At 66.2% G+C, this 20206-nt stretch carries 22 protein-coding genes and 2 pseudogenes; 13 read left to right on the plus strand and 11 right to left on the minus strand.

Features of this window, described 5'->3' with window-relative positions:
* Positions 1–29: 29 nt before the first annotated feature.
* On the plus strand, positions 30–1178 hold the full coding sequence (locus tag ACQY5A_RS14550; protein ID WP_428341035.1) for a thiolase family protein: 1149 nt from the start codon (positions 30–32) through the stop codon (positions 1176–1178).
* Positions 1175–1963 (plus strand): enoyl-CoA hydratase-related protein, encoded by a 789-nt coding sequence (locus ACQY5A_RS14555; protein WP_428341036.1) that lies wholly within the window; start codon positions 1175–1177, stop codon positions 1961–1963. The genes ACQY5A_RS14550 and ACQY5A_RS14555 overlap by 4 nt, the downstream gene beginning before the upstream one ends.
* A gap of 15 nt (positions 1964–1978) precedes the next feature.
* Here ACQY5A_RS14555 and ACQY5A_RS14560 read toward each other — a convergent pair whose 3' ends face one another.
* From ACQY5A_RS14560 to ACQY5A_RS14575, 4 genes and pseudogenes are all read right to left on the minus strand, one after another.
* Positions 1979–3019, minus strand: a complete 1041-nt coding sequence (locus ACQY5A_RS14560) for a type III polyketide synthase (protein ID WP_428341037.1) — start codon at positions 3017–3019, stop codon at positions 1979–1981.
* 136 nt (positions 3020–3155) lie between these two features.
* Positions 3156–4169: an NAD(P)/FAD-dependent oxidoreductase gene (locus ACQY5A_RS14565; protein ID WP_428341038.1), complete on the minus strand. Its 1014-nt coding sequence runs from the start codon at positions 4167–4169 to the stop codon at positions 3156–3158.
* A 52-nt stretch (positions 4170–4221) separates the two neighbouring features.
* A pseudogene (locus tag ACQY5A_RS14570) lies at positions 4222–4716 on the minus strand (isoprenylcysteine carboxyl methyltransferase family protein); the annotation flags it as partial.
* Positions 4717–4718: 2 nt separating this feature from the next.
* Positions 4719–5771 (minus strand): type III polyketide synthase, encoded by a 1053-nt coding sequence (locus ACQY5A_RS14575; RefSeq protein ID WP_428341039.1) that lies wholly within the window; start codon positions 5769–5771, stop codon positions 4719–4721.
* Positions 5772–5952: 181 nt separating this feature from the next.
* Here ACQY5A_RS14575 and ACQY5A_RS14580 point away from each other — a divergent pair, with 181 nt between their 5' ends.
* Together ACQY5A_RS14580 and ACQY5A_RS14585 are read left to right on the plus strand one after the other, a co-directional pair.
* Positions 5953–7089 (plus strand): NAD(P)H-binding protein, encoded by a 1137-nt coding sequence (locus tag ACQY5A_RS14580; RefSeq protein WP_428341040.1) that lies wholly within the window; start codon positions 5953–5955, stop codon positions 7087–7089.
* Between the two features lie 37 nt (positions 7090–7126).
* Positions 7127–7843 carry a CPBP family intramembrane glutamic endopeptidase gene (locus tag ACQY5A_RS14585; RefSeq protein ID WP_428341041.1) on the plus strand — a complete coding sequence of 239 codons (717 nt, stop codon included), beginning with the start codon at positions 7127–7129 and terminating at the stop codon, positions 7841–7843.
* A 23-nt stretch (positions 7844–7866) separates the two neighbouring features.
* Here the strand turns inward: ACQY5A_RS14585 and ACQY5A_RS14590 are convergent, their stop codons facing one another.
* Positions 7867–8679: an enoyl-CoA hydratase gene (locus ACQY5A_RS14590; protein ID WP_428341042.1), complete on the minus strand. Its 813-nt coding sequence runs from the start codon at positions 8677–8679 to the stop codon at positions 7867–7869.
* Positions 8680–8880: 201 nt separating this feature from the next.
* Here ACQY5A_RS14590 and ACQY5A_RS14595 point away from each other — a divergent pair, with 201 nt between their 5' ends.
* Complete coding sequence (locus ACQY5A_RS14595; protein WP_428341043.1) at positions 8881–9954, plus strand: CaiB/BaiF CoA transferase family protein; 1074 nt, start codon at positions 8881–8883, stop codon at positions 9952–9954.
* A gap of 185 nt (positions 9955–10139) precedes the next feature.
* On the opposite strand, the gene ACQY5A_RS14600 is transcribed toward ACQY5A_RS14595, so the two are convergent.
* A complete protein-coding gene (locus ACQY5A_RS14600) occupies positions 10140–10271 on the minus strand; it encodes a hypothetical protein (protein WP_428341044.1) in 132 nt (43 codons plus the stop codon).
* A gap of 302 nt (positions 10272–10573) precedes the next feature.
* Here ACQY5A_RS14600 and ACQY5A_RS14605 point away from each other — a divergent pair, with 302 nt between their 5' ends.
* The 3 genes and pseudogenes from ACQY5A_RS14605 (at position 10574) to ACQY5A_RS14615 (ending at position 14297) form a co-directional block, all read left to right on the plus strand.
* A complete protein-coding gene (locus tag ACQY5A_RS14605; RefSeq protein WP_428341045.1) occupies positions 10574–12955 on the plus strand; it encodes an MMPL family transporter in 2382 nt (793 codons plus the stop codon).
* Complete coding sequence (locus tag ACQY5A_RS14610; RefSeq protein ID WP_428341046.1) at positions 12945–13652, plus strand: TetR/AcrR family transcriptional regulator; 708 nt, start codon at positions 12945–12947, stop codon at positions 13650–13652. The genes ACQY5A_RS14605 and ACQY5A_RS14610 overlap by 11 nt, the downstream gene beginning before the upstream one ends.
* A pseudogene (locus tag ACQY5A_RS14615) lies at positions 13649–14297 on the plus strand (class I SAM-dependent methyltransferase). Before ACQY5A_RS14610 ends, ACQY5A_RS14615 begins: the two are co-directional and overlap by 4 nt.
* A gap of 26 nt (positions 14298–14323) precedes the next feature.
* Here ACQY5A_RS14615 and ACQY5A_RS14620 read toward each other — a convergent pair.
* A complete protein-coding gene (locus ACQY5A_RS14620; protein ID WP_428341047.1) occupies positions 14324–15037 on the minus strand; it encodes an NAD-dependent deacylase in 714 nt (237 codons plus the stop codon).
* A gap of 36 nt (positions 15038–15073) precedes the next feature.
* On the opposite strand from ACQY5A_RS14620, the gene ACQY5A_RS14625 reads away from it, so the two are divergent.
* Positions 15074–15439 carry a GntR family transcriptional regulator gene (locus tag ACQY5A_RS14625; RefSeq protein ID WP_428341048.1) on the plus strand — a complete coding sequence of 122 codons (366 nt, stop codon included), beginning with the start codon at positions 15074–15076 and terminating at the stop codon, positions 15437–15439.
* Here ACQY5A_RS14625 and ACQY5A_RS14630 read toward each other — a convergent pair.
* Entirely contained in the window at positions 15424–15966 is a 543-nt protein-coding gene (locus ACQY5A_RS14630) for a DUF1697 domain-containing protein (RefSeq protein ID WP_428341049.1), read from the minus strand. The genes ACQY5A_RS14625 and ACQY5A_RS14630 overlap by 16 nt on opposite strands.
* A 47-nt stretch (positions 15967–16013) precedes the next feature.
* Here ACQY5A_RS14630 and ACQY5A_RS14635 point away from each other — a divergent pair, with 47 nt between their 5' ends.
* Positions 16014–16457, plus strand: a complete 444-nt coding sequence (locus ACQY5A_RS14635) for a PPOX class F420-dependent oxidoreductase (protein ID WP_428341050.1) — start codon at positions 16014–16016, stop codon at positions 16455–16457.
* Between the two features lie 39 nt (positions 16458–16496).
* A complete protein-coding gene (locus tag ACQY5A_RS14640; RefSeq protein ID WP_428341051.1) occupies positions 16497–16667 on the plus strand; it encodes a DUF5302 domain-containing protein in 171 nt (56 codons plus the stop codon).
* On the opposite strand, the gene ACQY5A_RS14645 is transcribed toward ACQY5A_RS14640, so the two are convergent.
* The gene (locus tag ACQY5A_RS14645; RefSeq protein WP_428341052.1) at positions 16664–17101 is read right to left on the minus strand and encodes a DUF4345 domain-containing protein; all 438 of its coding nucleotides are present in this window, start codon (positions 17099–17101) and stop codon (positions 16664–16666) included. The two genes, ACQY5A_RS14640 and ACQY5A_RS14645, sit on opposite strands and share 4 nt — an antisense overlap.
* Positions 17102–17402: 301 nt before the next feature.
* Here ACQY5A_RS14645 and ACQY5A_RS14650 point away from each other — a divergent pair, with 301 nt between their 5' ends.
* Together ACQY5A_RS14650 and ACQY5A_RS14655 are read left to right on the plus strand one after the other, a co-directional pair.
* The gene (locus ACQY5A_RS14650; protein ID WP_428341521.1) at positions 17403–17987 is read left to right on the plus strand and encodes an HhH-GPD-type base excision DNA repair protein; all 585 of its coding nucleotides are present in this window, start codon (positions 17403–17405) and stop codon (positions 17985–17987) included.
* A complete protein-coding gene (locus tag ACQY5A_RS14655; RefSeq protein ID WP_067334757.1) occupies positions 17984–18130 on the plus strand; it encodes a DUF1059 domain-containing protein in 147 nt (48 codons plus the stop codon). Before ACQY5A_RS14650 ends, ACQY5A_RS14655 begins: the two co-directional genes overlap by 4 nt.
* A 126-nt stretch (positions 18131–18256) precedes the next feature.
* On the opposite strand, the gene ACQY5A_RS14660 is transcribed toward ACQY5A_RS14655, so the two are convergent.
* Positions 18257–19252, minus strand: a complete 996-nt coding sequence (locus ACQY5A_RS14660) for a hypothetical protein (protein ID WP_428341053.1) — start codon at positions 19250–19252, stop codon at positions 18257–18259.
* A gap of 72 nt (positions 19253–19324) precedes the next feature.
* Positions 19325–20110 carry a hypothetical protein gene (locus tag ACQY5A_RS14665; protein ID WP_428341054.1) on the minus strand — a complete coding sequence of 262 codons (786 nt, stop codon included), beginning with the start codon at positions 20108–20110 and terminating at the stop codon, positions 19325–19327.
* Positions 20111–20206: the final 96 nt, after the last annotated feature.

The following is a 20206-nucleotide window of genomic DNA, read 5'->3' on the forward strand; positions in this document are numbered from 1 at the left end:
GAAGTCCTCACGTCAAAGGAGATAGAGCCATGGCTGAAGCCGTCATTGTCGAGGCAGTTCGTTCACCGGTCGGCAAACGGAACGGCGGGTTATCCGGTGTCCACGCCGCCGACCTGTCCGCGCAGGTGCTCAACGCCCTGGTCAACAAAGCCGGCATCGACCCGGCCCTTGTCGACGACGTGATCTGGGGCTGCGTCATGCAGGCCGGAGAACAAACTCTGGACATCGCCCGCACCGCCGTGTTGACCGCCGGCTGGCCCGAGACCGTGCCCGGCGTGACCGTCGACCGCCAGTGCGGATCCAGCCAGCAATCCATCCACTTTGCCGCTGCCGGTGTCGTCGCCGGACACTATGACGTCGTCGTCGCCGGCGGCGTGGAGTCGATGTCGCGGACGCCGATGGGCGCCTCGCTGGCCAACGGCGGCCGGCCTTATTCCGAGACGTTCCTGGATCGCTACCACGGCCAGGTACCGAACCAGGGCATCGGTGCGGAGATGATCGCCGAGCAATGGGGACTCGACCGGACCGCAGTCGACCAGTTCTCGCTGGGATCGCACGAAAAGGCGGCGGCTGCACAGGATTCCGGTGCTTTCGACGACCAGATCGCGCCGATCAAGGACCAGGACGGCAATCCGGTGCTCAAGGACGAGGGCATCCGCCGTGGCACACCGATCGAGAAGATGGCACAGCTCAAGCCCGCCTTCAAAGAGGACGGTGTGATCCACGCCGGTAACTCCAGCCAGATCTCCGATGGATCGGCCGCGTTGCTGTTCATGTCGGCGGAGAAGGCAAAAGAGTTGAAGCTCAACCCGATTGCCAAGGTGCACACCGCGGTGCTGGCCGGCGCCGACCCGGTGATCATGCTGACAGCGCCGATTCCGGCAACTCAGAAAGCGCTGAAGCGTTCCGGTCTGTCGCTGGACGATATCGGCGTCTTCGAGGTCAACGAGGCGTTCGCGCCGGTGCCGTTGGCCTGGCTCAAAGACATCGGAGCCGACGAGAAGAAGCTCAACCCCAACGGCGGGGCGATCGCACTCGGCCACCCGCTCGGCGGATCCGGTGCCCGGATCATGACCACGATGCTGTACCACATGCGGGACAAGGGAATTCGTTACGGCTTGCAGACCATGTGTGAAGGTGGGGGCCAGGCCAACGCCACCATCGTGGAGCTGCTGTGACCGACCCCGCGGTACTCGTCGAGCGTCGCGACGACGTCCTCGTCGTCACGATCAACCGGCCGGAGGCGCGTAACTGCGTCAACGGCGCTGTCAGCATCGGCGTGGGTGACGCACTCGAGCAGGCGCAGCATGACGCGGACGTGCGCGCCGTGGTGATCACCGGTGCCGGCGACAAATCCTTTTGCGCCGGAGCGGATCTCAAGGCCATCTCGCGCCGCGAGAATTTGTATCACCCGGACCACGGCGAGTGGGGTTTCGCGGGCTACGTTCACCACTTCATCGACAAGCCGACGATCGCCGCGGTCAACGGCACGGCGCTGGGTGGCGGCACCGAGCTGGCCCTGGCCAGCGACCTGGTGGTGGCTGAGGAACGCGCGCAGTTCGGACTGCCGGAGGTCAAGGTCGGCCTGCTCGCCGGCGCGGGTGGCGTGTTCCGAATCGCGCAGCAACTGCCCCGCAAGGTAGGCATGCAGATGTTGCTGACCGGTGAGCCGATCAGCGCCGACGAGGCCGCGGATTGGGGACTGATCAACGCGGTCGTCGCAGATGGCACGGTGCTGGAAGCCGCACTGGCGCTGGCCAAGCGGATCACCGTCAACGCCCCGCTGTCGGTGCAGGCCAGCAAGCGCATCGCGTGCGGCGCCGACGACGGTGTGATCCCCGACGAGGAGCCGAGCTGGTCGCGGACCATGCGTGAGTTCGGCACGTTGCTGCGCACCGAGGACGCCAAGGAAGGACCGGCGGCGTTCGCGGAAAAGCGTAAGCCGATCTGGAAGGCGCGCTAAGGCGATCGCGGCGGTCTACCAGCCGAGCAGCACGAGTTCCGAGCAGAATGCCGGGCCCATGGCGATCATCAGCCCGAACGAGCCAGGCGGCGGTGGATCGGCCAAGTTCGCCCGGAGAACGTCGAGCACCGATACCGACGACATATTTCCGTTGTCGCGTAACGAGTTTCGAGTGTGGTCCAGGGCGTCTACCGGTAGGTCGAGGGTGTTTTCGATGGCTTCGATGACTTTCGGGCCGCCGGGATGGCAGATCCATGTGGCAATGTCGGCTTTGCCCAGGCCGTAGTCGCTGAGAAAATTCCGGACGTCGTCACCCACATACTTTTCGGCGACGGTGGCCACCTCGGTCGACAGCTTGATCTTGAACCCACTGCTGCCGATGTCCCAGCCCATCACGTCCTCGGTGTCGGGATAGATACGGCTTCGAGTGGCCAGCACCCTGGGCCCGGTGCACGAGTGATTGCCACCTTTGCCGACGACGGCAGCCGCCCCATCGCCAAACAGGCTGCTGGCCACCAGATTTGCGATGGAGGAATCGTCGCGTTGCAGCGTCAGCGAACACAATTCGACAGCCAGCAACACCCCAACGTGGCCGGGGAACGCCAGCAGATAGTCGTGCATGCGCGCTACTCCAGCGGCACCGGCGACACAGCCGAGTCCGAACAGCGGCACCCGTTTGACGTCGGGCCGCAAACCGATGCGCGTCGCCAATCGTGCTTCCACGGTGGGTACCGCCAGGCCGGTCACCGTCGTCGAGAAGATGACATCCACGTCGGCGGGTTTCAGGTCGGCAGAGTCGAGCGCCGCGAGAATCGCGCGTTCGGCGAGTGTCATCGCGACATCGATGTAGATGTCGTTGGCTTCGGTGAAGCCGGTCAACGTGCCGTATTCAGCCAGCGGTAACGCGATGCGGCGCCACTCGACTCCCGCGCTTGCCGCGAACCGGTCGAATTGCGGGCCGCCGAACCCACTGAGGCCGGCCAGCGCTTCCGTCTGGCCAACCTGGTACGGCGGAAACTCGACAGCTACCGTCGTTAGCGACGGGCCGGGTGTCATGTTGGCTTCACCCCTCGGGATCCGGATAGGGCAGCGCGCACAGCCATGTCGTTTCCACGGTTGCGCGGCCCGGTTGGTTCAACCAATTTATCGGAATTTCATTCCGGCAGATCAGATGAGCCGCCGGCCTCGGAGGTCAACGCGCCAATATGTGCACAGCCTGCTCGAATACCGCAGGTAGCAGCGTGCATGCGGGTACGAGGGCGCGTCGAGCGGTTTTCGGCACGGTGGTCAGCACCAGCCCGCGGGTGAGGAGTCGGTAGTCGCGAGTGACCCGGCGCCAGGCCAATTCATATCTGGCCGGCGAGTCGTCGGTAATGGCGCGCACCGCGGCGGCGGCCTGTTTTACGGCCAGGCTGACACCCTCGCCGGTGAGTGCGTCTTCGTAGCCGGCCGCATCGCCCACCAACAGCACCCGTCCCGCGACGCGGCGGGACACTACCTGGCGCATCGGCCCGCAGCCGCGAGCACGGCCGTGATCGGCATCCCGTAGATGGTGCGCCAGCCCAGGGAACCAGGCGAGGTCCGGACGCTCGTCTGACAAGATCGCCACGCCGACGAGATCGGGCTCGACGGGTGTCACATACGCCTCGCCCCACCGTGACCAGTGCACCTCGACGAACTCCGACCACGCCGGTACTCGGTAGTGCCAGCGAACGCCGTGCCGTCGCGGACGTCCGGTGACCACGCCGATACCGACGGCACGGCGAACCGCCGAATGCAGTCCGTCGGCGGCGATCAGCCATTTCGCTCGGATCCCGGCTGCCATGACGCCGTCGGCATCCTGTTCGACTGTGGTGACGCGCTTCGAGATCCATTCGGTGTCTTGTTCTTTGGCGCGCGACGCCAGCGCTGCGTGCAAGGTGGTACGTCGCACACCGCGCCCGGTGCGGCCGCGAAATGGCGCTTCGACCCGGCGTTTGTCATCGAGGTAGGCGATGCCCCGCAACGGCATCCCGGCGGGGTCGACGCCCAGCGACACCAGTTCGGCCAAGCCGCCGGGCATCAGGCCCTCGCCGCATGCCTTGTCGATCGGATCATTTCTGGGCTCGGCGACGATCACCGAAAGTCCTTGTCGACGAGCGTTTATCGCCGAAGCCAGGCCGGCCGGCCCGCCGCCGACGATCAGCAGGTCGGCGTCATATGTCATCTGTGCCGCTTCCCGTCGCGGTGCTCTGCATGGTCGCCGATGCGTCGTGCGTATAGCCCAGTGCGGCGTTTTCGACCCTGATCCGCACCCTCAGCAGCAGCAAGTTCGCCAACGTGAACACAATGGCTGTCAACCATGCCGTGTGCACCAGAGGCAATGCCACGCCTTCGGCGACGACGGCCACGTAGTTCGGGTGGTGCAGAAACCGGTACGGACCTCGGCGAACAAGGGGGGCGTTCGGCACCACGATGACCAAGGTGTTCCAGCGCCGGCCCAGCGTCGTGACACACCACCAGCGCAGCACCTGACTGGCCGCCGCCACGCCGAGCATCGGCCAACCCAGCCAACCGATGAAAGGCCTGTGCAGACCCCACACTTCGAGGACGCAGCCCAGCAGCAGCGTCGTGTGGAGGGTGACCATCACCGGATAGTGGTTGTGGCCGAATTCCTTGCCGCCGTGGCTGAAGGCCCATCGCGCATTGCGTTTGGCGACGAACAGCTCTATCAGGCGTTCGACGCCGACGGCCAGTATCAGCACGTAGTACATGTCTACCAGCTCATCAACACGAGCTCGGCGGAGAATCCGGGGCCCATGGCGATCATCAGCCCCATGGAGCCCGGCGGTGGAGGATCGGCCATAGTGTCCTGCAGTATATCCAGTACGGAAACTGATGAAAGATTTCCGTTGTCGCGCAGAGACTTTCGGGTTATGTCGAAGGCATCCCTCGGCACGCCAACCACACTTTCGACCGCGTCGATCACTTTCGGGCCGGCGGCGTGAAGGACCCACCTCGAGATGTCCGAGGTCGTCAGCCCGTGATCGGCAAGGAAGTCGCGGATGTCCTGACCGAGGTATCTCTTGACGACGGTGGCGATTTCGACGGACAGGACAATCTGGAATCCCGAGGCGCCGATATTCCAGCCCAGCACGTCCTCGGTGTCCGGGTAGGTGCGGCTGCGGGTCGCGATCAGTTTCGGTCCGGTTGCGGGGCGGTCGGCTCCGATCGCGATAACCGCGGCGGCGCCGTCACCGAACAGACTGGACGCGACCAGGTTTGCCATCGAGTGGTCATCACGCTGAATGGTCAACGAGCACAACTCGACAGCGAGTAGAACAGCCACATGATCGGGGAAAGCGCGAAGGTAATCGTGGACGCGCGCCATCCCAGCGGCACCTGCGACACATCCCAGTCCGAACAGCGGGACCCGCTTGATGTCAGGCCGAAAACCCAGCCGTGTCGCCAGTCGCGCTTCGAGCGAGGGAACGGTGAGCCCGGTGACCGTCGTCGAGAACACGACGTCGACCTCGGACGGCTCGATTCCAGCTTGTGCCAGTGCCGATTTTATTGAGCGCTCGCCGAGTTCGAGTGCGATGTCAAGGTAGGCGTCGTTGGCTTCGGTGAAGCCGCTGAGCTCGCGGTAGCGCGACAATGGCAACGCCAGGTGGCGGGTGGCGACACCACTCTTCGCGGCGAACCGCTGAAACTCCGGACCGGCGAAGTCGGCCAGGGCGCCGATCACTTCGTCTTGGGTGTGCCGGTTCGGAGGGAACTCGACGGCCACCGATGCAACCGACGGGGTTCGCTTGGTCAGCTCGCTCAACTCGATTTCAGGTTTTACGGAATGCGCGCTAGGCGTTAGGTTTCCCACATTGAAGGTACGAGGCTCGGCTGTGATCGGTTCAATGTCTCGGTACAGATTGCCGATTCGACGTACGCCAATTGCGGTGGTACTGGCCGGGCCACCGTGTTTGAAGTGTGCCGATAATGTCTACGTTGGGGGTGTGCGAGTTCTTGTGACCGGCGCGACCGGTTATGTCGGGTCGCGACTGGTCACGGAGCTCCTCCTCGCCGGTCATGACGTGTGTGCCGCTACCCGTGACCCCGAGCGGCTCGGCGGGTTCGGATGGATCGACGACGTCAGGCCTGTGCAACTGGACGCCGGGAAACCTGAGTCGGTTCGCGCCGCGCTGGCCGCTTCCGGGCCGATCGACGTCATCTACTACTTAGTGCACGCTATCGGTCAGCCGGACTTCCGCGACGCCGACCGCGCCGCGGCCGGAAACGTGGCTGCCGCGGCCAAAGACGCCGGCGTCGGTCGCATCGTCTATCTCGGCGGTTTTGTTCCGTCGGACGAGGGGCTGTCCGAACACCTGGCAAGTCGGGCAGAGGTGGCCGAGGCGCTGACGATCGACGGCGGACCCGAAGTCGTATGGCTTGGTGCCGCAGTGATTTTCGGCGCAGGCTCGACGTCCTTCGAGATGATGCGATACGTCGCCGACCGGTTCCCGGTGATCCCGGTGCCCAAGTGGATGGAGAATCCGATCGACCCGATCTCCATTCGGGACGTGCTGCACTACCTGCTCGCTGCCGCAGACGCCGAGCAGGTTCCGGCCGGCGCCTACGACATCGCCGGGCCGGATACGACGTCCTATCGCGACATGCTGAAGACGTATGCGAGCGTTGCCGGCACCTGGCAGGGCGGTCTGCCGGTGTGGGGGATCGACACCGCGTTGGCGTCGTGGGTGACCGGATTGGCGTTGCCGGTTCCCGATGGGCTGGCCGCCGATCTGGTCCAGTCGCTGGACTACCCGATGCAGGCCAGCGGCCGCGGCCTGCGCGACCTGGTTCCCGATCCGCCGGGTGGGCTGCTGTCCATCAAGAGCGCCATCAGTCTCTCGCTGTCCACGCATCGGCCGCGCCCAGTCAATGCCCTCGCCGATCCGCACCACCTTGCCGACAGCGATCCGGCCTGGGCCGGCGGCGATGCGCTGCGCCTGCGCCGGCTGGCCTGCCTGGTGACGCCGTCGATCGCGCGACCCGGCCTCAGCTTGGTTAATGTTGTTCCCGGCCCGATCGCCGGCGTGTTGCGGACCGGGCTGGACATCCTGATCACGCTGACACCGAAGGTGCACCTGTGACGAATGCACGACCACGCGCTGAGGACGGACGGCGGTGATGGCTGACCTGTCTCAGCCGCCCAGCGCTCTGGAGGAAATCCGCCGCGGCGTCGTCAATATCGCTGTGTCGCATAATGAGCCGCCTCGCGTCGTGCTCCGCCGACGGATCGTCGTCGCGATCGTGCTGGTGCTTGGTGCCACGGCGCTCAGCTTCGCGTTACGTAGCCATCCCGGTCAGCCGAATTTCTACTGGTGGTCGCTGGTGCTGGCGGGCGTGTGGGCGCTCGGCGCGATGGCGTCCGGACCGCTCCATCTGGGTGGCGCCCGCTGGCGCGGTCGCAATCAGCGACCGGTGATCAGCGGTTCCGTGATCGGTCTGCTGCTCGGCGGTGTCTTTGTGCTCGGCGGTTTGGTCTGCAGGGAGATCCCGGTGATCGCGGAGCTGATCACCCGCGTGCTGCAGTACACCGACCAGGGATCATGGCGGCTGACCATGGCCGTCGCTCTGCTGGGTGGCATCACTGAGGAATTGTTCTACCGTGGCGCGCTCTACACTGCGCTGGGCCGGCACCACCCGTTGCTGATTTCGACGGTGATCTACGTGATCGCGACGCTGGCCAGTGGCAATGTGATGCTCGGCTTCGCCGCGATCTTTCTCGGGACCGTCTGCTCACTCGAGCGTCGCGCCACCGGTGGCGTGCTGGCACCGATCCTGACCCACTTCGTGTGGACCCTGGTCGTGCTGCTCGCTTTGCCGCCGCTCTTCGGTTTGTGAGCCGAAAGCTCAGTTATCCGTGCTCAGCTGTCTCTGAAGGCAGGTGCCCGGTGCTGCTGGAAAGCCCTTGCGCCTTCGCGGAAATCGTGCGATTCGAGCAGCAGCGACTGACCCTCGAGCTCGCGCTGCAGCGTCGGCTCCAACTCGGTCAGCGTGGCCGCGTTGATCGCGTGCTTGGTCTTGGCGAAGGCCACCGCGGGACCCGCCAACAGGCGTGCGATCACGTTGTCCACTTCGGCGTCGAAGTCGTCGGCCGGGTAGACGGCGGTGACCAACCCGGCGGCCAGGGCGTCGGCCGCGGGCAGTCGCTCGGCCAGTAAGGCCATCCGCATCGCTCCGATGCGACCGATCGCGGCGGCGATCAGTGCCGAGGCGCCGCCGTCGGGCATCAGCCCGATCTTGGTGAAGGCGAGCATGAAAAATGCTTTGTCCGAAGCCAATACAAGGTCGCAGGCCAGTGCGATGGAGACGCCGATACCGGCCGCCGGACCCTGAATCACCGCGACGACCGGGCGCGGCAGCGTCGTGATCGCCCGCACCAGCCGATTGGCCGCCAAGATCAGCGCATCGCCGGGGCCACCGCCGGCGACGTCGTCGGCGCTCATCCCCGCCCCCGAGCAGAAGCCGCGGCCGGCACCGCCGAGTCGCACGACCTTCACCCGGGGATCGTTGTCCGCGTGCTCGATCGCGTCGGCGAGTCCTTCGAACACCGAAAGTGTCAGCGAGTTCAAGCTGTCGGGACGGTCGATCGTCACTGACAGCACGCCGTCGGCCAGGCTTACCGCAAGTCCGTCGACGGGTGCCAGGGAGTCGATTCCGGAATCGATGGCAGTCATGCGCTCGACTCTAAGCCACCGGCGTGCAGCGTCGGTCGGGCCGACTGCGAAGATGCATAGAGTTTTGGTGGCGACCCGCTGCGCCCGGCTTTGCCGCGCTGGCGATCGCCACGGAGTTTTGGTGGCGACCCGCTGCGCCCGGCAATGCCGCGCTGGCGATCGCCACGGAGAATTAAAGCGTCGACAAGGAGGTCGGTTGAGATGGCGGGTCCGCTGACAGGATTGCGAGTCGTCGAACTCGCGGGAATCGGGCCGGGCCCGCACGCCGCGATGATTCTCGGCGATCTCGGCGCCGACGTGGCGCGAGTCGATCGGCCCGGAGCCAAAGGCACCGACCCCACGCTGCGCAACCGCCGGTGCGTCATCGCCGACCTGAAATCCGAGGAAGGCCGCGAGCTGGTGCTCAAGCTCGTCGCGAGGGCCGACGTGCTGATCGAGGGCTTCCGGCCGGGTGTCACCGAACGTCTGGGGCTGGGCCCCGAGGACTGCGCCAAGGTCAACGAGCGGCTCGTCTACGCCCGGATGACCGGTTGGGGCCAGACCGGGCCGCGGAGTCAGCAAGCCGGCCACGACATCAACTACATCTCGCTCAACGGTGTGCTGCACTCCATCGGCCGGGTCGGCGAGCGGCCGGTGCCGCCGTTGAACCTGGTCGGCGACTTCGGTGGCGGGTCGATGTTCCTGCTGCTCGGAATCCTGTCGGCGCTATGGGAACGACAGACCTCCGGCAAGGGCCAGGTTGTCGACGCGGCGATGGTGGACGGGTCCTCGGTGCTGGCGCAAATGATGTGGGGGATGCGCGAAATGGGCATCTGGACCGACGAGCGCGGCACCAACATGCTCGACGGCGGCGCGCCTTACTACGACACTTACGAATGCGCCGACGGTCGGTATGTCGCGGTGGGCGCCATCGAGCCGCAGTTCTACGCGGCGATGCTGGACGGGCTCGGCCTGAACCCCGCCGACCTGCCGGGGCAGAACGACCGCTCCCGCTGGCCCGAGTTGCGGGCCCGGTTCGCCGATGCGTTTGCCAGCAAGGACCGCGACCACTGGGCCAAGGTGTTCGCCACTTCCGACGCGTGCGTGACGCCGGTGCTGGCATTCGGCGAAGTCGAGATCGAGCCCCACATCACCGAACGCGACACCTTCTACCCGGTCGGCAGCGGGCTGCAGCCGCTCCCGGCACCCCGATTCTCGCGCAGCACTCCCCACAAGCCGCGTCCGCCGCGGCAACCGGGATGCGACACCGAATCCGTCCTCAACGACTGGGTATAGCGTCCCCCGTCGAACGTCGAGTTGTTGGGACGAAATCGCCGGTGCTGCTCAACAAGTCGACGTTGGCGCCGAAAAAGCCCCCGCCGAGGGGCGAGGGCTTTATTGCTCTATAGCGAGCACCCGAGGTGACACGGAGGCTGACGATCGCCTCGACACGCCGCAGTGGTGAGCGTGTGTCGCGCGGACTAACTCGCGTTGGGCAGCGGGTGCCAGTCGTCGAGCTGCTCCGAGCACTCACCCTCGACTAACACGTCACCGTGGTAGAGAGCGTCGAAATCAACTTTGATCACGTCGGCACTGGCATCGTCGATCCACATGAGATGAGCCTATGGGCAACGTTTAAGGAATCTTTGAGTCACGATTCGGAAAATCATGGCAATTGTTACCGCTCAGTAGGGCTCAGCCGGCCGGACGCCCCGTCCGGATGGTTGGAAGAGGGCTATTGGGCAGACGTTCAACCACATATGCTCCGCAAATGTCCTGGTTATCGGGGGCCGCATTGAACCAATGCGGGTAGCGGCCTCGTTCCCTTCGATGAGGCGCCGACGACGCGCCCAGATGTTGCCACGATAGCTTATCGCTGATAACTTATCGTCGGTATCGAAGCGGGAGGATTACCATGCTGCAGCAGATCGCTCGCCTTGCCATCGCAGGGCCCCGGCGCATACTCGCAGCGGCGGTGTTGGTCCTGGTGGCAGCCGCGGTTTTCGGCCTTCCGGTCGCCAAAAGTTTGTCCGCCGGCGGCTTTCAGGACCCGGCCTCAGAGTCGGCGCGGGCGATCAAGCTGTTGACCGACAAGTTCGGCCAAAGCGATCAGCAGCTCGTCATCCTGGTCGCGGCACCGGGTGGCGCGCAAAGCGATCAGGCGCGCCGCATCGCCACCGACATCGCCGGCCAGGTCCGAGGGTCGGACGGGGTGTACAACGTCGTCTCGGCGTGGAACGGTCCTGACCCCGCGCACCTGATCGCCGACCTGGTCAGCAAGGACGGCAAGTCCGGGCTGATCGTGGCGAACCTCAAGGGCGGCGAGAACAACGCGCAGAACTACGCCAAGAAAATCGTGTCCCGGGTGGTACACGACCGTGACGGCGTCACGGTTCGGGCCGGCGGCGTGGCAGTGGCGTACGACCAGATCAACCGCCAAAACGAGCGCGACCTCCTGCTGATGGAGTCACTGGCGATTCCGCTCAGCTTCCTGGTGCTGGTGTGGGTCTTCGGTGGGCTGTTGACCGCGGCGCTACCGGTCGTTCTGGGTGGATTCGCCATCGTCGGATCGATGTCGGTGCTGCGCCTGATCAGCTTCAGCACCGACGTGTCGACCTACGCGCTGAACCTCAGCAGCGCGCTGGGCCTGGCCCTGGCCATCGATTACACGTTGCTGATCATCAGCCGCTATCGCGACGAGCTGGCGGATGGCAGCGCGCCGGACGTCGCGCTGATCCGGACGATGGCCACCGCCGGTCGCACGGTGTTGTTCTCGGCCACCACCGTCGCGCTGTCGATGGCGGTGATGGTGCTGTTCCCGATGTACTTCCTGAAGTCGTTCGCCTACGCCGGGGTGGCCACGGTGGCCTTCGTCGCGGTGGCCGCGATCGTCGTGACACCGGCGGCCATCGTGCTGCTCGGCCCGCGCTTGGACGCGTTTGACGTCCGCAAGCTCGCCCGTCGGATCCTTGGCCGCCCAGACCCGGTGCGCAAACCGGTGGAGCAGTTGTTCTGGTACCGGTCGACCAAGTTCGTGACCCGGCGAGCCATTCCCATCGGTCTGGCGGTCGTCGCGTTGCTGCTGATGCTGGGGCTTCCGTTCCTCGGGGTGAAGTGGGGTATGCCCGACGACCGGGTGCTGCCGACGTCGGCGTCGGCGCATGCAGTAGGTGATCAGTTGCGTCACGATTTTGCCGACGACTCGGCGACCACGGTGTCGGTTGTCGTCCCGGATGTTCGAGGGGTGCGTCCGGGCGACCTCAGTCGCTATGCGGCCGACCTGTCACGGGTGGCCGACGTCTCGGCGGTCTCGGCGCCGACCGGGACGTTCATCGGCGGCAACCGGATTGGGCCGCCATCGGCGGCGACCGGAATGGCCCAGGGCAGTGCGTTCTTGACGATTGCGAGCACCGCCCCGCTGTTCTCGAAAGCCTCCGACACCCAACTCGATCGGTTGCACGCGGTGCCCGGCCCGGCCGGGCAGTCGGTGGAGCTGGCCGGGATGGCTCAGATCAACCACGACAGCGTGAATGCGATCACCCACCGGCTGCCGCTGGTGCTGGGCCTGATCGGGATCATCACGTTCGCCCTGCTGTTCCTGCTCACCGGCAGTGTGGTGTTGCCACTAAAGGCGTTGGTGTGCAACATTTTGTCGCTGACGGCGGCGTTCGGCGCGCTGGTGTGGATTTTCCAGGACGGCCACCTCGGCGCGATGGGCACCACACAGAGCGGGACGGTGGTGGCCAACATCCCGGTGCTGTTGTTCTGCGTCGCGTTCGGGCTGTCGATGGATTACGAAGTGTTCCTGGTCTCCAGGATTCGTGAGTACTGGCTTGCTGCGGTCGGATCGCACCCGGTGCCGCCGGACAACCGAACCAAGCGCGCCGACAACGACGAGAGCGTGGCTCTCGGGTTGGCCCGGACCGGCCGGGTGGTGACCGCCGCCGCGCTGGTGATGTCGATTTCGTTCGCGGCGTTGATCGCAGCGCAGGTGTCCTTCATGCGGATGTTCGGTACCGGCCTGACGTTGGCAGTGCTGGCCGACGCGACCCTGGTGCGGATGGTGCTGGTGCCGGCGTTCATGCACGTTCTGGGCCATTGGAGTTGGTGGGCGCCCAAACCGCTGGTGTGGCTGCACGACCGGATCGGGATCAGCGAGTCGGACTCCGCGCCATTGCCGGTGCCCGCCGGTCCCGCGCACGGACGACACCGTCGGCTCGACGAGGATCCGGCCGTCTCGGCCGCCGCGTCCCGCGGGGCCGCACGTACTGGCACGACGGTCGTCGATGGTCGCTGATCCGTCCACGGACAGTCTTCGCAGGCGGCGCGCCCCGCGCGGATCCGGCGATCTGCTGCGCGACGAAATCCTTGATGCGGCAACCGAACTCCTGCTCGAAATCGGCCACGCCAAGGCGGTGTCGATCCGCTCGGTGGCCGAACGCGTCGGCGTCACCCCGCCGTCGATCTATCTGCATTTCCAAGACAAGGACGCACTGCTGGACGCGGTGTGCGCGCGCTATTTCGAGAAGCTCGATGAGGAGATGCAGCGGGTGGCCGCCGTGCAGCCGAGCACCGTCGAGGTGCTGCGCGCGCAGGGGCTGGCCTATGTACGGTTCGCGCTCGAAAACCCGGAGCTGTACCGGATCGCGACGATGGGCGAGTGGAAGTCCAACAGCAGTGTCGATGCGGCCCTTGCCAGTTCGGCCTTCGCGCACATCTGCGCGACCGTCGAGGTGCTGATGGCCGAAGGTGTGTTCCCGCCGGGCGATGCGACCGGCATTGCGCTGGAACTGTGGAGTGCCGCGCACGGAGCGGCCTCGCTGCTGATCGCCAAGCCGCATCTGCCGTTCGGCGACGCCGATGCATTCACCGACCGGGTGCTGCGTGCGGTCTTCTCCGGGAATATGGTGACCGCACTGGTCGGCGCCGACGCAACACCGCAACAGGTGGTGGAACGGTTGACGGCGCTGGGGTCGAAAGGCTTGCCGACGTGACATCCTCGACTGCGGAGACCGTCCACCATCCGTTCTTCGCCCGGATCTGGCCCGCGATCGCCGCGCACGAGACCGAGCAGATGCGCGACTTTCGCCGGACGAACCTGGCCGGGTTGTCCGGCCGGATTCTCGAGGTGGGCGCGGGAACCGGGACCAACTTCGCGTTCTACCCACCGACCGTCGAGCATGTCGTCGCGATCGAGCCCGAGCAGCGACTGGTCGGGCTGGCGCGCGAAGCGGCCGCCACCGCACCCGTCCCGGTCGAGGTTACCAACCGCACCGTGGAGAGTTTCTCGGCCGACGAGCCGTTCGACGCGGTGGTGTGCTCGCTGGTGTTGTGTTCGGTCGCCGATCCCTGATTCGGTTCTTCGACAGGTTCTTTCGCTGCTGCGACCGGGCGGCGAGTTGCGCTACCTCGAGCATGTGGCCAGCACGGGACTCCGGGGCCGGCTGCAGCGATTCGTCGACGTGACCACCTTATGGCCGAGGCTGGCCGGAAACTGCCACGCTCATCGCCACACCGAACAGTCAATCCGGGCCGCCGGATTCGACGTCGACCGCACCCGCACCGAGCAGGCATTACCGGCGTGGGTGCCGTTGCCGGTGTCGGAGTTCGTGCTGGGGCAGGCGCGCCGGCCGGCCTAGTGCGGCCCCGGCTGATTCAACCCCGTCTAATTCAGTAAGGCAGGCAGTCGCTGCAGCAGGGTCGGAAGCGCTGTGCTGGCCGATTCGCGCACGGTGATCGTGGCGCTGTCCGACAGCGGCGTGGGCTCCGGATTGACCTCGACCACGACGATCCCGCGGGCCAGTGCTGCCTCGGGCAGGCTCGCCGCCGGGTAGACGATGCTCGAAGTGCCCACCACCACCAGCACATCGGCAGTCGTGGTCGCCTCGACGGCGTGCTGCCAGGGCTCCTGGGGCAGTGCTTCGCCGAACCACACGATGTCGGGCCGGATCAAACCCCCGCAGTGGCATGTCGGCGGCTCGACTTCCAGTGCCGGCTCGGTCATCTTGGGAAGCTCACCGGTGTACGGGGAACCGCATGTCGCGCAACGGAAGTCGAACAAACTGCCGTGCAGGTGATGCACCGGCGAGCTGCCCGCGCGCTCGTGCAGATCGTCGACATTCTGGGTGACGACGCTGACTTCCGCGTGGTCCTGCCAGGCGGCCACGGCGCGGTGACCGGGATTGGGTTCGACCATGCTGGCCAGGTAGTACCGCCACAGATACCAGCCCCAAACCCGCTCGGGGTTGCGTTCCCAGCCTTGAACGCTGGACAGCTCGTACGGGTCGAACTTGGCCCACAGTCCGTTCTTGTCGTCGCGGAACGTGGGCACGCCGCTCTCCGCGGAGATTCCCGCACCGGACAGCACCGTGATTCGCACTCCACCAAGATAGCCGTACTGCGAGATACTGATCGGGTGGAGTTGGGCGAGTGGCTGCGGGTTGACGGGCAGGCGGATCGGCCGCTGTTCGACCAGCTACGCAACCAGATCATCGAAGCGATCCGGGCCGGAACGTTGCGGCCCGGCATGCGGCTGCCGACGGTGCGTGAATTGGCCGGCGAATTGGGCATCGCCGTCAACACCGTAGCTCGTGCGTACCGAGAACTCGAGACGGCCGCCATCGTCGAAACCCGCGGCCGCTTCGGCACTTTCGTCGCCCGCGCCGATCCGGTGGACACGGCGATGGCGGCCGCGGCGGGTGCCTATCTCGACGTGGCACGCGGATTGGGCCTCGGCAAGGCCGAGGCGCTGCGCTACCTGGAGACCTACGCCGACGGCTGAGCCGCCAGCACCTTGACCAGCGTGCGCAGGTTGCGGGTGGTGGTCGACGACTTGTACTTCTTCTTGCCCATCGTCTTGCCGATGGTGCTGTCCAGCGTGCGGTTTTTGGCCACCTGCCAATAGATCACGCCCGTGGACTTGGGGCCGCGCTCGATCTTCTCGTCGGCGGTTGCGGCCTTGGTCAGCCCCGCGAGCTCGGCGAGCACATCGGGGTCGCTGACGAACGTGACGTAGGACTGGTACCCGTCGACGTCGTCGAACGGGTAGCCGTCGACGATCGTTTTCAGCTTGTTGACCGGATAGACCAGCACCCAGGCGTCATACCCGAACTGCTGTCGCAGCGCCTTTTCGGCGATCGCGCGTACCGCGTCGGTGCCCTTGGCCGAGCCCAGCCGTGCGTTGCCGGTGGCCAGAATGGTGCGGACGTCGGTGAGCCCGGCGTCGCCCAACGCGGTTGCCACCTCGGCCATTTTCAGGTTGACGCCGCCGACGTTGACGCCGCGCAGGGAAGCCGCGTATTGAGTCATGACCGCGATGGTAGCGACGAGTGAGAGTCGGGCCGTACGCTCATCCCATGGGGCGCCACGTTTTCGACGACAAGTTGCTGGCCGTGATCGCGGACAACTCGCTCGGCGTGCTGGCCACACTCAAGCGGGACGGCCGACCGCAGCTGTCCAACGTCTCGTACTACTTCGATGCCCGCAATGCCGTGATTCAGGTGTCGGTCACCGAACCGCGGGCCAAGACCCGCAACCTGCGCCGCGACCCGCGGGCGTCGCTGCATGTCAGCTCCGACGACGGTTGGTCGTATGCCGTCGCAGAAGGCAACGCGACGCTGACCCCACCGGCCGCCGCGCCCGGCGACGACACGGTCGAGGCGCTGATCGCGTTGTACCGCAACATCTCCGGTGAGCACCCGGACTGGGACGACTACCGGCAGGCGATGGTCACCGACCGTCGCGTCGTGCTGACCCTGCCGGTGGCGCACGTCTACGGCATGCCGCCGGGCCTGCGGTGAATGCCGCCGCGACGCCGAGGGCGCGCTAGGCTTCCCGGCATGGCTGAATCGGCGTCCGAGGACGACACCAAACGTAAATTCCGTGAAGCCCTCGAGCGCAAGAACTCGAAGTCATCGAGCGGCGCGGACCACAAAGACCGCGGCGCCAAGCAGCCCGGTGCCCACGGCGCGGCGAGTAACCGCCGCGAGTTCCGCCGCAAGAGCGGCTAGGCCGCCAACTCCTTCTCGCCGGCCGTAGTCAGCCTGGACGCAGTCAATCTGGTCCTGGTCAATGCGAAAAATGCTGCCGGGACGGCGATTTCGACCGCGGTCAACACTTCCTGGAACCAGTGCGGGCGTCCGTTGTTGACCAGCGAGATCACCCGTCCGACCGCGCTGACCAACATCAGGCCGGCCAGCAGGCGTATCTCGGTGGCGCGGATGGGCGATTTGCGCGCCGCGCCCAACCAGGCCAGCCCGTAGCCGGCGAAATAGGCGGAGTAGAACCGTTCCCGCGAATCGACGGTTGCGTTAGCGTCGGTCGCACCAGGAACCGAGGCGGTGCCAAGCGCGAAGTGGTAGATCCCGATGGCGACGCAGGATAATCCGGTGAACCCGGCGAGGTTTCTCAACGCGCGGCCGGAGTGGGCAGGTGTGCTGGCCATTGCCTCACCGTAATGCGTCGGCGAACGGCGTCAGCCCCTTCTCGCGATCAACACGATGGGTACCATCCTCGTCGAGCGCTGGCGGCTTCACATGTAGCGCCGACACTGGGTGAAACCGTCGCAAACGGTCATCGGCCTAGTCGCCGCGACCGGCGGCAATCGGCTATGCGCCGGCCATCGAGTAGTACTGAGACGGCGACAGCCCGCCCCCATCATCGGGGTTCTCGTGTGTCCTTCACTTCTTTCGGGTCATTGTGGTTGGGTTGTACTCGTTGGCTCCATGGAAGGAATGTCGTTGACCGTGCAGATCTGCCTGGCGCAGGACACCGACGCCGATCAGCTTCTGTCCGCGAATCCGCTGGCACTGGTGGTCGGCATGCTGCTCGACCAGCAGGTGCCGATGGAGACCGCCTTCGCCGGTCCCAAGAAGATCGCCGACCGGATGAGCGGTTTCGACGCCGCCGAGATCGCCGACTACGACCCGAACAAGTTCGCCGCGCTGTGCTCGGAAAAGCCTGCGATACATCGCTTTCCGGGATCGATGGCCAAACGGATCCAGACGCTGGCGCGGATCATCGTCGACGACTACGACGGCGACGCCGCCGGGCTGTGGACCGCAGGCGATCCCGACGGGCCCGAGCTGTTGCGACGGCTCAAGGGCCTACCCGGCTTCGGTGAGCAGAAAGCGCAGATCTTTCTGGGCTTACTCGGCAAGCAGTACGCGGTGACTCCCAAGGGCTGGCGCGCCGCGGCAGGAGAATTCGGCAAGACCGGCACGCACATATCGGTTGCCGACATCGCCGACGCGGGCTCGCTGGAGAAGGTGCGTTCCTACAAGAAGCAGATGAAGGCAGCCAAGAAAGCAGCAGGAGAGGCGACACCGTGAAGACACATCTGAATTGCCCGTGCGGCGAGGCGATCACCGGCAAAGACGAAGACGAACTGGTCGATCTGACGCAGGCCCACCTGGCCAGCGCGCACCCCGGTCTGGAGTACGACCGGGACGCGATTCTCTTCATGGCTTATTAAGGCCATGAACGACTAGCACCGCATGGCCTACTGACACAAGCTGGCCTTTAGACGGAAATCCGCCGCGCGCACGACGATGGGCGCGACGGCGGATTGTCCGGGTCTAGATCGGACAAGCACGGGGGGTTACGGCACCACCGTCGAGCCGATGGTCGGCATGAACTGGCACTGCTTGTCCTTGGTGCTGACCTGCCCGAAGACCGTCGACATGATGCTGCCCGATCCGGTGTCGACGGTGGCGGTCAACGTGGTCGGGCCCTGCGGGTTGATGTCCGCCTGCGGCTTGAGGGTTGCGCTGCCCGACTTGCCGCTGGTGAGGTTCACCCAGGTGACATTCAGCGGCAGCTTCTGCACATCCGCCGGTCCGGACGTACCGATGGCGGTGAACACGTAGGCCGTCTGGCCCGCGGCCGGGCCCGGTGCCGGGATCTTGGCGGGACCGGCCACTGACAGGACGGGCGCCATCACGGTGCCGCCGTCGCCTCCGCAGTTGTTGCTGATCGACGGGTACATGAAGTCCTGGGTGGGTGGCGCGTCCGGACTGAAGGTCGGCGTGGCTGCCGTTGGCGCGGGCGCGGGTGCGGCGGCAGGCGCCGGAGCAGGAGCGGCGGCGGGGGCAGGAACCGGCGCAGCGGCGGGAACAGTTCCAGCGGCAGCCACCGGAGCGGCGTTCGGGGGGGCCGGCGTGGCGGCCTCGGGTGCGGGACCTGCCGCGTGGACTGGGTCGATACCGGTCGGCAGGTGCGCCTGCGTGCCCGGCTCGACACCGGGCGGAACGACGTGCGCGGTCGAGGCGGCTTCGGGCGATCCGGCGAACTGATTCACCGACGCCGCAACGTTTTTCGACTCTTCAGGCGCCGACGGGTTGCGACTGAACGCCTGTGCCGCGGCCATCAGCAGCTGCGTGGCCTGCTCGGGGTTGCCGGCGGCCTGCTGGATGATCGGGCTCAGTTCGGTCAGCGCCGGCAGCCCCGGCATTCCGGGTATTGCCGGTAGCTGCTGCGCGGGAAGCGGTGCGGGCGGCGCCGGGTCGGCTACCGCGGTGGGGGACAGGGCCACTGCGGCGCTGGCTGCGACGGCCGCGGCGGCGAAGGTGCTGATCAGGTTGCGTGCGAAGTACATGGTGTCTCCCCAGTCGTCGAAGTTGGTGGTGGCCGGCTAGCGCACGGTGGCGCTAGCCGGCCGGTAGCTCGGTCAGGGCAGGGCGGAAACCGGGAACAGCGATGCGCCGGCCGCCGCGGGCAGCACCGGAGCGGTCGCCAACGGCAAGGTCGCCGGTGCTGCGGTCAACGGCAGAGACGCCGCCGGTGCAGCGGCAGCAGCGGCCGGAATACCTGCAGCCGAGGCGAGGCCGCTGCTGAGCGGTGATCCGCCGGTGAGCAGCGAGGTGAGGTCGCCGGGCAGCGACACCTGTTGCGGCAGTGGGAACGGCAGCCCCGGAATCTGCGGCAGGTTCAGCTGAGCCTGGGGCAGCATCCCCGCGGGGTTGGTCGTCGGTGTAGCCGCCGGAACGGCGGGTGTCAGACCCGGAAGGCTGAGACCGGGTGTCGACGTCGCGGCCGGAGCCGGAGACGTCAGCCCCGGAATGCCAAGAGTCGGTGCCGACGTCGCGGCCGGAGTCGGGGACGTCAGACCTGGAATACCAAGTCCGGGTGCCGCGCTCGTGGCCTGAGTGGGCGACGCCAAGCCCGGAAGCAGCGACGTAGCTCCCGGTGTGGTGGTTGCTGCTTGCTGCGGCATCTTGATCGACGCGCTGGCCAGCGGCGGCGGCGTGGCCGGCTGACCGCCCAGGGCGCCGGCGACGCTTTGCAGCATCTGCGGCGCCTGAGCCGCGGTGCCGACGAGTTGCTGGCTGATGTCGGGTGCGGGCACCGGTGCTGGGTCGGCGTGGGCTGTGCCCATCAATCCGCCCATGAGCAACGCTGCCGACGAGCCCGCCACTACAGCCGTGGCGCGGACGAAGGTCTTGATGGTTGACATGACTCTCCTGAATCTCGGTGACAGGTCCTCGGCGCAGACGATCCGCTTGATATTCAAGTGACTCAAGTGACACGTGTGGCATTTATGCGACCGTTA

Origin of the sequence: Mycobacterium sp. (genome assembly GCF_965277065.1) — a bacterium.
Classification (GTDB): domain Bacteria; phylum Actinomycetota; class Actinomycetes; order Mycobacteriales; family Mycobacteriaceae; genus Mycobacterium.